At 60.8% G+C, this 13,649-nt stretch carries 12 protein-coding genes; 2 read left to right on the top strand and 10 right to left on the bottom strand.

The features are described 5' to 3' along the window. Nucleotides 1-76: 76 nt before the first annotated feature. The 3 genes from DCO48_RS01255 to DCO48_RS01245 all read right to left on the bottom strand — a co-directional run bounded on the left by DCO48_RS01255 (nucleotide 77) and on the right by DCO48_RS01245 (nucleotide 3,136). The gene (locus DCO48_RS01255) at nucleotides 77-1,687 is read right to left on the bottom strand and encodes an NAD(P)/FAD-dependent oxidoreductase (protein WP_116548814.1); all 1,611 of its coding nucleotides are present in this window, start codon (nucleotides 1,685-1,687) and stop codon (nucleotides 77-79) included. A gap of 107 nt (nucleotides 1,688-1,794) precedes the next feature. Next, nucleotides 1,795-2,466, bottom strand: coding sequence for a COG3650 family protein (locus tag DCO48_RS01250; RefSeq protein ID WP_116548813.1), 672 nt, complete (start codon nucleotides 2,464-2,466; stop codon nucleotides 1,795-1,797). Between the two features lie 70 nt (nucleotides 2,467-2,536). Continuing rightward, a complete protein-coding gene (locus tag DCO48_RS01245; RefSeq protein ID WP_116548812.1) occupies nucleotides 2,537-3,136 on the bottom strand; it encodes a short chain dehydrogenase in 600 nt (199 codons plus the stop codon). A 105-nt stretch (nucleotides 3,137-3,241) separates the two neighbouring features. Between DCO48_RS01245 and DCO48_RS01240 the strand changes: the two genes are divergently transcribed. Continuing rightward, on the top strand, nucleotides 3,242-4,150 hold the full coding sequence (locus tag DCO48_RS01240; RefSeq protein ID WP_116548811.1) for a LysR family transcriptional regulator: 909 nt from the start codon (nucleotides 3,242-3,244) through the stop codon (nucleotides 4,148-4,150). An 84-nt stretch (nucleotides 4,151-4,234) separates the two neighbouring features. Here DCO48_RS01240 and DCO48_RS22860 read toward each other — a convergent pair whose 3' ends face one another. The 6 genes from DCO48_RS22860 to DCO48_RS01205 all read right to left on the bottom strand — a co-directional run bounded on the left by DCO48_RS22860 (nucleotide 4,235) and on the right by DCO48_RS01205 (nucleotide 10,525). Beyond that, nucleotides 4,235-5,383 carry an RHS repeat-associated core domain-containing protein gene (locus DCO48_RS22860; protein ID WP_256583939.1) on the bottom strand — a complete coding sequence of 383 codons (1,149 nt, stop codon included), beginning with the start codon at nucleotides 5,381-5,383 and terminating at the stop codon, nucleotides 4,235-4,237. A 145-nt stretch (nucleotides 5,384-5,528) separates the two neighbouring features. Next, entirely contained in the window at nucleotides 5,529-6,230 is a 702-nt protein-coding gene (locus DCO48_RS01230) for an ABC transporter ATP-binding protein (protein WP_116548810.1), read from the bottom strand. Then, nucleotides 6,231-6,998 (bottom strand): high-affinity branched-chain amino acid ABC transporter ATP-binding protein LivG, encoded by a 768-nt coding sequence (gene livG, locus DCO48_RS01225; RefSeq protein ID WP_116548809.1) that lies wholly within the window; start codon nucleotides 6,996-6,998, stop codon nucleotides 6,231-6,233. It abuts the gene before it with no gap. Beyond that, complete coding sequence (locus DCO48_RS01220) at nucleotides 6,995-8,251, bottom strand: high-affinity branched-chain amino acid ABC transporter permease LivM (protein WP_116548808.1); 1,257 nt, start codon at nucleotides 8,249-8,251, stop codon at nucleotides 6,995-6,997. Before DCO48_RS01220 ends, livG begins: the two co-directional genes overlap by 4 nt. Further along, nucleotides 8,248-9,171 carry a high-affinity branched-chain amino acid ABC transporter permease LivH gene (gene livH / locus DCO48_RS01215; RefSeq protein ID WP_116548807.1) on the bottom strand — a complete coding sequence of 308 codons (924 nt, stop codon included), beginning with the start codon at nucleotides 9,169-9,171 and terminating at the stop codon, nucleotides 8,248-8,250. Before livH ends, DCO48_RS01220 begins: the two co-directional genes overlap by 4 nt. 226 nt (nucleotides 9,172-9,397) lie before the next feature. After that, entirely contained in the window at nucleotides 9,398-10,525 is a 1,128-nt protein-coding gene (locus tag DCO48_RS01205) for a branched-chain amino acid ABC transporter substrate-binding protein (protein WP_116548805.1), read from the bottom strand. Between the two features lie 359 nt (nucleotides 10,526-10,884). On the opposite strand from DCO48_RS01205, the gene DCO48_RS01195 reads away from it, so the two are divergent. Then, complete coding sequence (locus DCO48_RS01195) at nucleotides 10,885-11,190, top strand: DUF2288 domain-containing protein (protein WP_116548803.1); 306 nt, start codon at nucleotides 10,885-10,887, stop codon at nucleotides 11,188-11,190. Nucleotides 11,191-11,394: 204 nt separating this feature from the next. Here DCO48_RS01195 and DCO48_RS01190 read toward each other — a convergent pair whose 3' ends face one another. Beyond that, entirely contained in the window at nucleotides 11,395-13,569 is a 2,175-nt protein-coding gene (locus tag DCO48_RS01190) for a hypothetical protein (protein ID WP_116548802.1), read from the bottom strand. Nucleotides 13,570-13,649 lie beyond the last annotated feature (80 nt).

The raw sequence follows: 13,649 nt of genomic DNA, 5'->3' as shown, positions 1-13,649 counted from the left end.
CATCGCGGCGCGCGCGCCGCTCCCACAACAGCATAGCGGCCTGCGGCGGGAGCGGGCAGGGCCCGCGACCAGGCCGTTACAGGCCCAGCATGCTCTTGGCCACGGCCTCGGCAATGCGGATCCCGTCGACACCTGCCGACAGAATCCCGCCGGCATAACCGGCACCCTCGCCGGCCGGGAACAGGCCCTTGAGGTTCAGGCTCTGGCAGCTTGCATCGCGGGTGATTCGCAACGGCGACGAGGTGCGCGTCTCGATCCCGGTCAATACCGCGTCATGCAGGTTGTAACCCTTGATCTGCCGATCGAACGCCGGCAACGCTTCGCGGATCGCCTCGATGGCGAAGTCCGGCAGGCTTGGTGCCAGGTCGCCCAGGCTCACCCCCGGCTTGTACGATGGCTCGACGCTGCCCAGCGCGGTCGACGGCTTGCCGGCAACGAAATCGCCGACCAGTTGCGCCGGGGCCTGGTAGTTGCTGCCGCCGAGGACATAGGCGTGCGCTTCCAGCCGCTCCTGCAGCTCGATACCGGCCAGCGGGCCGCCCGGGTAATCCTGCTCGGGGGTGATGCCGACGACGATGCCGGAGTTGGCATTGCGCTCGTTACGCGAGTACTGGCTCATGCCGTTGGTCACCACCCGGCCCGGCTCGCTGGTCGCCGCGACCACAGTGCCGCCTGGGCACATGCAGAAGCTGTACACCGAGCGGCCATTCTTGGCGTGGTGCACCAGCTTGTAGTCCGCTGCGCCGAGTTTCGGGTGCCCGGCATATTTGCCCAGGCGCGCCTGGTCGATCAGGGTCTGCGGGTGCTCGATACGGAAGCCGATGGAGAACGGCTTGGCTTCCATGAACACGCCACGCGCATGCAGCATGCGGAAGGTGTCGCGGGCGCTGTGGCCCAAGGCTAGCACCACGTGCCGCGAGTCGATCTGCTCGCCACTGGCCAGCACCACGCCGGTCAGTTGGCCGTCGTCCATCAGCAGGTCGGTGACCTTCTGCTCGAAGCGTACTTCACCGCCCAGGGCGATGATCTCTTCGCGCATGTTCTCGACCATGCCGGTCAGGCGGAAGGTGCCGATGTGCGGCTTGTTGACGTAGAGGATCTCTTCCGGCGCGCCGGCCTTGACGAACTCGTGCAGGACCTTGCGGCCATAGTGGTTCGGGTCCTTGATCTGGCTGTACAGCTTGCCATCGGAGAAGGTCCCGGCGCCGCCTTCGCCGAACTGCACGTTGGACTCGGGGTTGAGCACGCTTTTACGCCACAGGCCCCAGGTGTCCTTGGTGCGCTGACGCACTTCCTTGCCGCGTTCGAGGATGATCGGCTTGAAGCCCATCTGCGCCAGCAGCAGGCCGGCGAAGATCCCGCACGGACCGAAACCGACCACCACCGGGCGCTCGCTCAGGCCGCCGTCCGGCGCCTGGCCGACCCACTTGTAGCTCACATCCGGTGCCGGATTGACGTTGTGGTCGTCGGCGAACTTGTTCAGCACGGCGGCTTCGTCGCTGACGTTCAGGTCGATGGTGTAGATGAACAGCAGCTCGCTGTTCTTCTTGCGCGCATCGTAGCTGCGCTTGAACAGGGTGAAGTCCAGCAACTGCTCGTCGCTGATCCCCAGGCGTTGCACGATGGCGTCGCGCAGGGCTTCGTCGGGATGGTCCAGCGGCAACTTCAGTTCGGTGATTCGTAGCATGACAGGGTCCAGTATCCCGGCCATGAATGGGCCGGCGGCTTTGCACAAACCGCCAAGTATAAGCTGTAGAAGCGCTGGCAGGCAGCTTAAAAGCCACCTGCCGACGCTCAGTCGTTACGCCCGGCGCCGTAATAGGCGCAGCCGCGCAGCGTTTGCCCATCGACCCGCAGCTCGGCGGTCAGGTGGCTGACCGCGCCAGTGGCGCTGTCGACGCAGCGTTGCGGCGCCACCCAGAGGTCGACGCGCTGGCCGTTGGCTTCGGTGCTGAGGCTGAAGCGGCCATCGGGCATCTGCTCTTCCAGGTACGGCACCGCCAGTTCCGGCACGCCCGGGCGGGTCAGCACCATGCCTTTGCCGCCGGCATTGAGGTTCCAGTCCGGCTCGTTGCCGTGGGCGCGCAGGGTCAGCTTTTTGAAGTTCGGGTCGCTACAGGCATTGGCCGAGTGCTCGATACGGAACAGCTTCTGCACGTTCATCTGGCCATCGTTGCCGGCACCCTGGCTGCTGCCGAGGGTGCCGCGCAGGTCGGCGAACAGCGTGCCGGGGGTGGCGGCCAGGGCGACCGCTTCCTGCAGGATGCCGGTGTTGCCGCTGTCGGCAATGGCAAAACGGCGGGTTTCGTTGCACGGTTTGAACAGCAGTTGGCCGCCGGCCGCGCTCAGCTCGCCCTGCAGGCGGGTTTGCCCGACCGTGGACTGCAGCGGCTTTTCGTCCAGCATCTGGCAACCGGCGAAGAGGGGCAGCAGGGCGGCTAACAACAGCGAAGGGGCGGCACGCATCGAGGGAACTCCAGAGTCTCGACCAGAAAGTGCCGCCACGTTACTTAGCCTTGGGCGCAACCACAAGCGCTTAGCCGACGATGAAGGTCTGCCCGGTCTGCAAGCCTTCGACGCTCTTGGCGTAGGCCAGCGCAACCTCGGCTGCCGGCACCGGCTTGAAGCCACGGAAGTAGGGCGCGTAGTGCGGCATGGCTTCGACCAGCACGGTGGGGCTGACCGAGTTGACCCGGATGCCCCGTGGCAGCTCAAGCGCGGCGGCCTTGACGAAGGCATCGAGGGCGCCGTTGACCAGTGCGGCCGAGGCGCCGGTACGGATCGGGTCGCGGTTGAGGATACCGCTGGTGAAGGTGAACGAGCCGCCGTCGTTGATGAACTCGCGGCCGATCAGCAGCAGGTTGACCTGGCCCATCAGCTTGTCCTTCAGGCCGAGGGCGAAGTGCTCTGCGTTCATCTCTTGCAGGGGCGCGAAGGTGACGCTGCCGGCCGCGTTGACCAGGGCGTCGAAGCGGCCGGTCTGTTCGAACAGGCGACGAATCGAGGCGCTGTCGCTGATGTCGACCTGGAAGTCGCCGCTGTTGCGGCCGATACGCACCACTTCGTGGCGTTGGGCAAGCTCGGTGGCGACGGCCGAGCCGATGGTTCCGTTGGCGCCGATCAGCAGGATTTTCATGCAGCGGTTCCTCGCAAGGGTAGGGTGTCGCTCAAGTCTAGGGTGGATTTTTTCCCAGATAAGCGTGCTAATAGGCAACCTTTGGTTTTCGTCTGGAAACAATCTATGAGCGACCTCGACGATCTGGCGGCTTTTGCCGTGCTGATGAATGCCGGCAGTTTCACCCTGGCCGCGCAGCAGCTGGGTTGGAGCAAGGGGCAGCTATCCAAGCGGATCAGCCAGTTGGAGGCCAGCCATTCGGTGAAATTGCTGCACCGCACCACGCGCAAGCTGAGCCTGACTGAGGCCGGGGCGATGCTGCTACCGCAGGCGCAGGCGCTGGTGCGGCAAATGGATGGCGCGCGGCAGACCCTGGCCATGCTCAAGGACGAACTGGCCGGGCCGGTGCGGTTGACGGTACCAGTGTCGCTGGGCGAGACGTTTTTCGAGGGCCTGCTGCTGGAGTTCGCCCAGGCCCACCCGGACCTGCACGTGGAGCTGGAACTGAATAACGGCTACCGGGACTTGCTCGGCGATGGCTTCGACCTGGCCATCCGTACCGATGTGCAGAGCGATGCGCGGCTGGTGGCGCGGCCCTTGCTGGCGATGCAGGAACTGACCTGCGCCAGCCCGGCGTACCTGGAGCGCTATGGCGAGCCGTTGCGGCCGGCAGAACTGAGCGAGCATCGCTGTTTGCTCAACAGTCACTATCAGGGCCGCGAAGAATGGCTGTATCACCAGCAGCATGAGTTGTTGCGGGTGCCGGTCTCGGGGTCGTTTGCCAGCAATCATTACAGCTTGCTGAAGAAGGCTGCGTTGCTCGGGGCAGGGGTGGCACGCTTGCCGTCGTACATGCTCGCAGCAGAGCTGGCCGATGGCCGCTTGCAGTGGTTGTTACGGGATTTCCAGACGCGCAGCACGCCGATGTTCCTGGTGCATCCATACCAGGGCGCGATGCCGAAGAAGGTGCAGGTGCTGGTGGCGTATTTGAATCGCTGGTTCCAGCGCGGGAGTCAGCTGCTGGGGGCGTTGTGATACCTCCAATGAAGCGGGCCCTGCGACCCCTATGGGAGCTTCGGTGCGACGACTCGACCTTGCTAGCGATGAGTGGCTAGGTGTTCATGATTTACTCACGCGCCGTACATTTTTTATCGCCTTGGGGAGAAAGGTAGTTCCGATGTTGTTACCGTTCTGCGCAGGACCGACAGCGGAATAGTAATACCAATAAGGATCTGCGCCTGGTGCGTCCGTACTGGCATAAATATCAAACTGGTTGGCTGCATAGCCTGTTGTCGGTTTGCCTGTGGTTCGGGCAACTGATTCAGCCGTTGAAGGTAGTCCGGGCCTTGGTGCAGTCGCGCTGTAGCACATGTGCAAGTTGATGCGCTTTACAGTGGCTGGATTGTATAACCCTTCCAAGTTGTCCGCGAACTGTTGGCCCGAAACGAGTCGCTGGTTAGGTAACTCGACCTGCCCAGGGACACCGTGGAGCCTGATATGAAATTCGCTGCCGTCGCTGTTTGTATACATGTGGGCATGTTTGGCATCGAGTTTGGTGAAATCACGAATATTCACCCAGTCCATTTCAACTTTGGGCCGTTTAACAAGATAAGGGCCGACACCAGCAAGTCGGTTCGATATCCTCCTCAGGGCTTCGTTCCTCAGGTTGTTGGCAAGGATATTGCGTCGTTCCAGTAATAATTTGGCATTGCGCTTGGCGCCTATACCCATTAATTTCTGGAGGCCAGAAAGGAATGAATGACCACTCGGATCGGCGCGGTTCACGGGGTCCCCGGCACAGTACGCATAGGTGTTCAAACCACCTTTGCCGAACGGGCTGAGCGTGTCCGGTTTATTGAAACGCATCAACACCGGGTTGAAGGCACGGTAGCTGCCGAGCAGATAATGGCCGCTCACAGGTTCGCGGCGTTCACCGTTGAAACCCTGTAAATCGATGGCACCAGCGGCTGTATGGCCATAGGCTGTGTAGCAATGGAAGTGACTACATTCGCTGCTGAACTTGCCCACCACCGAGTGCTGTTTGTCGGTCAAAAGTAATTCGCGACTGTCGCTGTCGCCAGCGCCAGAAAGTTGCGCAAGGATGGCTGTCCCCCCACGCAGGACTCTGCAATGCCGTTGCCCATTGATCTCCACAATCAATCCATTGTGCTGATGAAAAACCTGCACCGGCGGCGCCTGTGCAGTGCTACGACTGCGCAACTCGTCCAGTGACGTGTACGTGTAGCTGAGCAACGTAGTCAGGCTCATGTTCGGCCCTAGTCGTGTTACGTCGTTGGATACTCGGCGCCTGAATAGGTTACAGCAACTAGCAGAAATATCAGGTGTGCGTCACCGGCAAACAAAAATGCCCCGACTCTCGCAAGTCAGGGCATTCGGGTGTTACCAGTAGCGATCAACCACCCAGATACGCATCGCGCACTTTCGGGTCGGTCAGCAGCGCTTCACCGCTGCCTTCCATCACCACCCGGCCGTTTTCCAGTACGTAGGCCCGGTCGGCGATCTTCAGTGCCTGGTTGGCGTTCTGTTCTACCAGGAACACGGTCACGCCATCGCGGCGCAGCTGTTCGATGATGTCGAAGATCTGCTGAATGATGATCGGCGCCAAACCCAGCGACGGCTCATCAAGCAACAGCAGTTTGGGCTTGCTCATCAGCGCGCGGCCGATTGCCAGCATCTGCTGTTCACCGCCGGACATGGTCCCGCCCCGCTGGCTGAAGCGCTCCTTGAGCCGCGGGAACAGGTGCAGGACCTTGTCCATCTGCTCCTGGAAGTCGCCCTTGTCGGTGAAGAACCCGCCCATGGCCAGGTTCTCCTCGACAGTCAGCCGGGAAAATACCCGCCGGCCTTCCGGCACCACGGCAATGCTCTTGCGCATGATCTGCGCCGAACTCTGCCCGACCAGTTCCTCACCCAGGTAGCGGATGCTGCCGCTGTGCGCCTGCGGCGAACCGCAGAGGGTCATCAGCAGGGTGGATTTGCCGGCACCGTTGGCGCCGATCAGGGTTACGATTTCGCCCTGGCGGATCTCGACGTTGACGCTGTGCAGCGCCTGAATCTTGCCGTAGAAGGTGGAAACGTTTTCGAACTGCAGCATTTACGCTTCCCCCAGGTAGGCTTTGATCACTTCAGGGTTGTCACGGATCTGCTCCGGGGTACCGTCGGCCAGCGGGGTGCCCTGGTTGATCACCACGATATGGTCGGAAATACTCATGACCAGTTTCATGTCGTGCTCGATCAGCAGCACGGTGACGTTGTGTTCCTCGCGCAGCAGGCTGATCAGCGCCTTGAGGTCTTCGGTTTCCTTCGGGTTGAGGCCTGCCGCTGGTTCGTCGAGCATGAGGATCCGCGGGCGGGTCATCATGCAGCGGGCGATTTCCAGGCGACGTTGCTGACCGTAGGCCAAGGTTCCGGCAGTGCGGTTGGCGAATTCGGTCAGGTTGACCTTGTCCAGCCAGAACTGCGCGTAGTCCATGGCCTCGCGTTCGCTGCGGCGGAAGCTTGGGGTCTTGAACAGGCCCGCGAAGAAGTTGGTGTTCAAGTGGCGATGCTGAGCGATCAGCAGGTTTTCCAGCGCGGTCATTTCCTTGAACAGGCGCACGTTCTGGAAGGTCCGCACCACGCCCTTGCGGGCGATCTCATGGCCGGCCAGGCCCTGGATCGGCTGGCCGTCGAGGAGGATGCTGCCGCCGCTCGGCTTGTAGAAACCGGTCAGGCAGTTGAACACGGTGGTCTTGCCGGCGCCGTTCGGGCCGATCAGTGCCACCACTTGTTTTTCCTTGACGGACAGGGCCACGCCGTTGACCGCCAACAGGCCGCCGAAGCGCATGCTCAGGCCGCTGACTTGCAGAATTTCGCGGCTCATCGACGCAGCTCCATATGAGGACGTTGCATAGGCAGCAAGCCTTGCGGACGCCAGATCATCATCAGCACCATCAGTGCGCCGAACATCAGCATGCGGTACTCGCTGAATTCGCGCATCAGCTCTGGCAACAGGATCATCACGATGGCCGCGAGGATCACCCCCAGTTGCGAGCCCATGCCGCCAAGCACGACGATGGCGAGGATGATCGCCGATTCGATGAAGGTGAACGATTCCGGGGTCACCAGGCCTTGCCGTGCGGCAAAGAAGCTACCGGCGAAACCGGCGAAGCAGGCGCCCAGGGTGAAGGCCGACAGCTTGATCACGGTCGGGTTCAGGCCCAGTGCCCGGCAGGCGATTTCGTCTTCACGCAGCGCTTCCCAGGCACGCCCGATCGGCATGCGCAGCAGGCGGTTGATGACGAACAGCGCCAGCAGTGCCAGCAACAGCGCGACCAGGTAGAGGAACACCACCTTGTTCACCGAGTTGTACTGCAGCCCGAAGAACTCGTGGAAGGTCTGCATGCCTTCACTGGCGGTACGCTCGAAGGTCAGGCCGAAGAAGCTCGGTTTCGGGATGTTGCTGATACCGTTCGGGCCGCCGGTGAGGTCGGTGAGGTTACGCAGGAACAGGCGGATGATCTCGCCGAAGCCGAGGGTCACGATCGCCAGGTAGTCGCCGCGCAGACGCAATACCGGGAAGCCGAGCAGGAAGCCGAAGGTGGCCGCCATCAGGCCGGCAATCGGCAGGCAGATCCAGAAGCTCAGGCCGAAGTAGTGCGACAGCAGCGCGTAGCTGTAGGCGCCGACGGCATAGAAGCCGACGTAACCGAGGTCGAGCAGGCCGGCCAGACCGACCACGATGTTCAGGCCCAGCCCGAGCAGTACGTAGATCAGGATCAGGGTGGCGATGTCGACGGCGCCCCGCGAGCCGAAGAACGGCCAGATCAGGGCTACGGCGATCAGGCCGAGGATGATGTAGCGCTGGGTGCGCGGCAGGGTCAGGAAGTTACTGACCTTGGGCGATACCAGCGAGCCTTTCGGCCCGGACTTCATCATGGCGCTCCACTGCTTGTCGAACAGCACACGCAGGAACATCAGCACCGAACACACGGCAATCACGGTCAGGGTCAGCGGGCCCTGGCCATGCACTTCAAGGTTGATACCGACAATGCTGAGCTTCAGGCCCAGCACCGGGAAGGCCACGGCCCACACCAGCAAGGCGCTGAAAAACGCCGATTTGAGATGTCTGTTCATACTTTTTCAACCTCCGGACGGCCCAGAATGCCAGTCGGCCGGAACAACAGCACCAGAACCAAAAGACCGAACGCCACTACGTCCTTGTACTGATCGCCGAAGATGTCGGCGCCGAACGCTTCGGCCACCCCGAGCACCAGGCCACCGAGCATCGCGCCCGGAATACTGCCGATGCCACCCAGCACGGCCGCGGTAAAGGCCTTCAGGCCCACCAGGAAACCGGCGTTGGGGTTGATCACGCCGTACTGCATGCTCAGCAGTACCGCCGCCACGGCTGCCAGGGCAGCACCGATGACGAAGGTCAGGGCGATGATGTTGTTGGTGTTGATCCCCAGCAGGTTGGCCATCTTGATGTCCTCGGCACAGGCGCGGCAGGCGCGACCCAGGCGGGAACGGGAGATGAACAAGGTGAGGCCGGTCATGGCGATCAGGGTGACCACAAAGACCAGCACCTGCATGTAGGAAATCAGGACTTCTTCCGCACCGCCCGGGCCGAAGGAGAAGCTCCCCGGAATCAGGTTGGGAATGGATTTGTCCTTGGAGTCCTGGGACAACAGCACGGTGTTCTGCAGGAAGATCGACATGCCGATGGCCGAGATCAGCGGGATCAGGCGGTTGCTGTTACGCAACGGCCGGTAGGCGACCCGTTCGATACTGTAGCCGTAGGCACTGGTTACGAGGATCGTCGCGACGAACGCGGCGGTCATCAACAGCGGCAGGGAATGGATACCCATCATGGCCAGCCCGGCAAGGACGATGAAGGCCACGTAGGAACCAATCATGTACACCTCGCCATGAGCGAAGTTGATCATTCCAATGATGCCGTAAACCATTGTGTAGCCAATGGCTATCAAGGCATAGGTGCTGCCAATGGTCAGGCCATTAACCAGCTGTTGGAAGAAGTGATAGATCTCAGGCATTACAGCGCTCCTAAAAACCTGATACGCATTTCACTGGTGGGGGTGAGCCCGGCCCGGCCGTGTGGTCTTGAGCCACTTCGACGCGTGCGCTGCCAGAGAACCGCTGGTGACGGTTTTAAGATTTTCAGGTGAACCCGCTCCCGGATCGCGGGAATCGGGCCCATGAACCTCGTAAAACAAAGCCCACTGCTCGCACAGTGGGCTTCTGGTCATGAGTCAGACGGGATTACTGAGGGGAAACTTCGGTTTTAGGTTTGCCGAAATGCCATTCGTAGACGACGAACTTGAAGTCTTTCAGGTCGCCGTTCTTGTCGTACGACAGGTCGCCAGTCGGGGTCTTGAAGGTGCCGGCGTGGATCGCGGCGGCGACCTTGTCGGTGTCTTCGGACTTGGCAGCCTTGATGCCCTGGGCGATCAGTTCGACAGCCGAGTAGGCCGGGAACACGAACGGACCGCTTGGGTCTTTGCCGTCGGCCTTGATCGCGTCAACGATAGCCTTGTTCGCAGGCTCGGCGTCGAACGACTTCGGCAGGGTGACCAGCAGGCCTTCGGAAGCGTTCTGGGCGATCTGCGAGATGGAGTCGTTGCCGACGCCTTCTGGGCCCATGAACTTGGCTTTCAGGCCTTTTTCCTGAGCCTGGCGCAGGATCAGGCCCAGCTCTGGGTGGTAGCCGCCGTAGTAGACGAAGTCGACGTTGTTCTGCTTGAGCTTCTGGATGATCGAGGAGAAGTCCTTGTCACCGGCGTTCAAGCCTTCGAACACGGCAACCTTGGTGCCTTTGCCTTCCAGGGTCTGCTTGACCGCGGTGGCGATACCTTCACCGTATTGCTGCTTGTCGTGCAGCACGGCAACCACTTTCGGTTTGACGTGGTCGGCGATGTAGTTACCCGCTGCCGGGCCCTGAGCGCTGTCCAGGCCGATGGTGCGGAAGATCAGCTTGTAACCACGGGCGGTGATTTCCGGGCTGGTGGCCGCCGGGGTAATCATGATCACGCCTTCGTCTTCATAGATGTCGGAGGCAGGTTGGGTGGAGCTGGAGCACAGGTGGCCGATCACGTATTTAACGCCATCGTTGACCACTTTGTTGGCGACTGCCACGGCCTGTTTAGGGTCGCAGGCGTCATCGTATTCCTTGGCCTCGAGCATCTTGCCGTCGACGCCGCCTTTGGCGTTGATGTCTTTGATGGCCTGTTTGGCACCGATGAACTGCATGTCGCCGTACTGAGTGACCGGGCCGGTTTTCGGGCCGGCAATGCCGATCTTGATGGTATCGGCTGCAAACGAATGGCTGGCAACCCCGGCCAGAACCATTGCGGCGAACAGTTTGGAAATCTGCTTCGTAGCCTTACTCATAGTGCTCCACTCATTCTGTTGTAATTTTTATAGTCCTGGCGGCCAGGGCACAGGACCGGATCGGCAGCATCGCTACGGCCACGCCGTAACGCAAGCCCCGCTGTCCCGAAAAGTGCCCCGGCAACTGTACCGGTACAGTGTAGAGCGCCGCTTGATCGCTTGAAAAGCGGGCCTGTCGGGGCAAAATCCAGGGGTGTCGCCTAATCGACATAAAGATACAGAAAGGCGCCATTAAAATGCCGCTATTGCGCGGCTACGCTGTGCCTTTCGTGCCTTGTCGATCAATTACTTATTTGAAACTGGGTTTTTCTGCAAAAATACCGACCTTTCAGTGGTCGAATTATTTCTGGTAGGAACCCATGACTGATCAACCAAGCACCCTCTATGCCAAATTGCTCGGCGAGACGGCAGTAATCGAGTGGAAAGCGCTGGAGCGTTTTTGGGCCAAGGGTGACCTGATTTGGGTCGAGCCGAGCCTGGACCTGATCGAGGTGGCGCAGGCAATGGCCGAAAACCGTAGCGAAACCTTCGCGGTGTGGCGTAATGCCGGCACGGTTGGTCCGCTCAGCGCAGAGCAGGCGCTAGACCTTCAGACGCGCGATCCGCAGATCTGGGCGGTGGTGGTTTCGCCGTTCATCGTGATTCAGGAAAAGAAAGCTGCCTGATCGCGCACTGATTTGGTGCGCGAAAACGAACAGCCCTCTGCTTTTGGTGCGCAGGAGCGATCAGGCGGGGTGGTTGTTGGTAACAGTGGGGCTGGAAAAGTAACAGTCGTTGAGATCGCAATCGCGGGACGAGCCCGCTCCCAGAGGCATTGCTATAAACCCTGTGGGAGCGGGCTTGTCCCGCGATAGGTTGCAGCGGGGTCTTTAGTAATCCACTTTCCCGGTATGGCTGTTCAGCGAGATCACCCGCGTCTTGCCGATGCGGTGACGGTAGATCTCGCGCAGGTACTTCACCGCCTTCTTCACGCACTCGCGCGACAGGCGGATATCGTTGATCGAGACGAACTTGCTCTTGTCGTTGATCAGCTCGCGGTACTTTTTCTCGTACATCGGCTTGATCGCATACCAGTTGGTGTCGAGGATCTTCGCCGGGTTCTCGAACTCGTTGAGCAGGTCGTCGATCCGCTCTTCCTCGAATGCCTCACTGGTGATGAAGTCGAGGATCGCGTTGTCCAGGGTATCGTCGAAGCGATACGGCGCACGCGCAAAGCAACGCTTGATGAAGGCCACGATCAGTGTCAGGAAGTCGTCCGACAGGCACGGGCTCTTGGCGATCAAGGTGGTCAGCGACAGGTTCGCCGAGGCGCCGATCACCAGCGCATAGCGCTTGAGCGTGGTGTTCGGGAACAGGCTGTTGAGGTGGGTCTTGAGGCGGTTCAGGTCCATGTAGGACAGTTTGTAGTCCTTGGGCAGCGAAACGATCGACACCACCGACGAGCAGTTCTTGAAGAAGTGCAGGTCATGCAGCGCCGCCGCGTCATAGCCGGACGCCTTGTACTGCTCCAGCGCCGCACGATAACGCTTGGACTCGATCGGCAGCAGGCTGATGCCCTCGATGGCCTGGGTCACCTTGTTGAAGTGCGGCAGGTCGATCGAGCGGAAGAACAGGTCGTCGATGTTCAGCCGAGGCTGCTCTTTCTCGAACACCTTGAACTTGTCGGAGCTTGGGTGCGGCTGTTCTGGCACCACCGACTCGGCGTAGGCGATCGCCACCGGCCCGGCCAGGCTCATGAACAGGTCATTGGCGTCCAGGCGAATGGTTTCGCCGATATCGATGCCGGCACGGCGGAAGTAGTTCTGGTCGTAGTCGGTGGTCACCGCCTGGGCCGTGAGGATGTTGAAGATCTGCTGCGAGATGTACTGGTTCGCATGCTTCTCCATCGCGTTCACGTCGATGTTCTGGATGTTGCCGTCGTCGTTCTCTTCGGCATAGCGCATGATGTCGTTGGAGATCAGCATCATCGCGTTCCACGGGCGAATCCGCCCCATCACGCTGGCTTCGCTGCTGTCTTCATTGTCGAAGTTATAGGAGAAGTCCCATTCTTCGGACAGGTATTTGCAGAGCAGTCGCCCAGCGTTGATGTGCAGCGCCTCGGACATCTCGCTGCGGTGGTCGGAGATGTTCGGCAGCACGCAGATGCCGCTGGTGAAGATCGGCTCGAAAACGAACGAGTGCCCGCTCTTGCCGTCGTTCTCGTCGGCCGGCTTGGTGTCGAAGGTCTTGTTCATGTACGAGTACTGCTGAGCCAGGCCGAACTCCGAGGCCATGCCCGAGCCGGTACCGCCGCCAGCGCTGAAGATGTAGAAATACAGGCGCGACTGGTTGGCCTTGATCCCGCACGAGTCGATCAGGTACGAGTGGATCAGCTTCCAGTCGGCGCTGGAGAAACGCTGGGTTTCCTTGTTCAGGATGATCTTGGCCAGGTACTGGCCGAGAATCGGCGCGTTACCCGCCCCCCCGGCATGCACCTCGGAGAGGTCCATGATTTTCATCTTGCTGTAGTCGCGCAAAAAGCCGCTCTTTTCGCCCTTGCGCGAGAAGCGGATCCGCCCGGCAATGTCCTTGTCCAGGTCGCCCAGCATCACCAGCGGCTCGACCAGGAACACCGGCTTGGCGCCCTTGTTCTGGACCAGGCGCAGGTTGTTGCGAATCCAGCGGGCCGGGCTGTAGCTCGGGTCGTTGCCGACCCGGTCTTCGTTGTTGAACTCGTTCAGGTAGAAGGTCCGCGCGTTGTACACCAGCTCGGCGACATCCAGGGCGATGTTCGAACCACAACGACCCAGGCCGATCAGGCACACCGAGGGGAACTGCTGGTCCAGGCGCAGTTGAGTGTCGTCTTCGACATGCACGCTGGGCGGGAACACCAGGTCGCGCAGGCCGTCGAGGTTATCGAGGATGCGCTGGATGTCCGACTCGGTAAAGTACAGGTACTGCTGCGGGGTGAGCGAACGAGGGCTGTAGTATTCTCGAGGCCCGGTCACGGTGGCGGACGGGGTCAGCTCGGAAACCGCGTTGGCAGAAGTGTTCTTGGAGGTCATTTTTCGCCATTTGCCTGGGGTGGATGGCCTGTACAAGGCAGATATCATCGAGCCATCACGGGATAAGTTTCGCGACTTTA

This window comes from Pseudomonas sp. SDI (genome assembly GCF_003105155.1).
Classification (GTDB): Bacteria; Pseudomonadota; Gammaproteobacteria; order Pseudomonadales; family Pseudomonadaceae; genus Aquipseudomonas.
The sequence above is the reverse complement of the archived record's forward strand: the minus strand, read 5'-3'. Positions and strand labels throughout refer to the sequence as shown.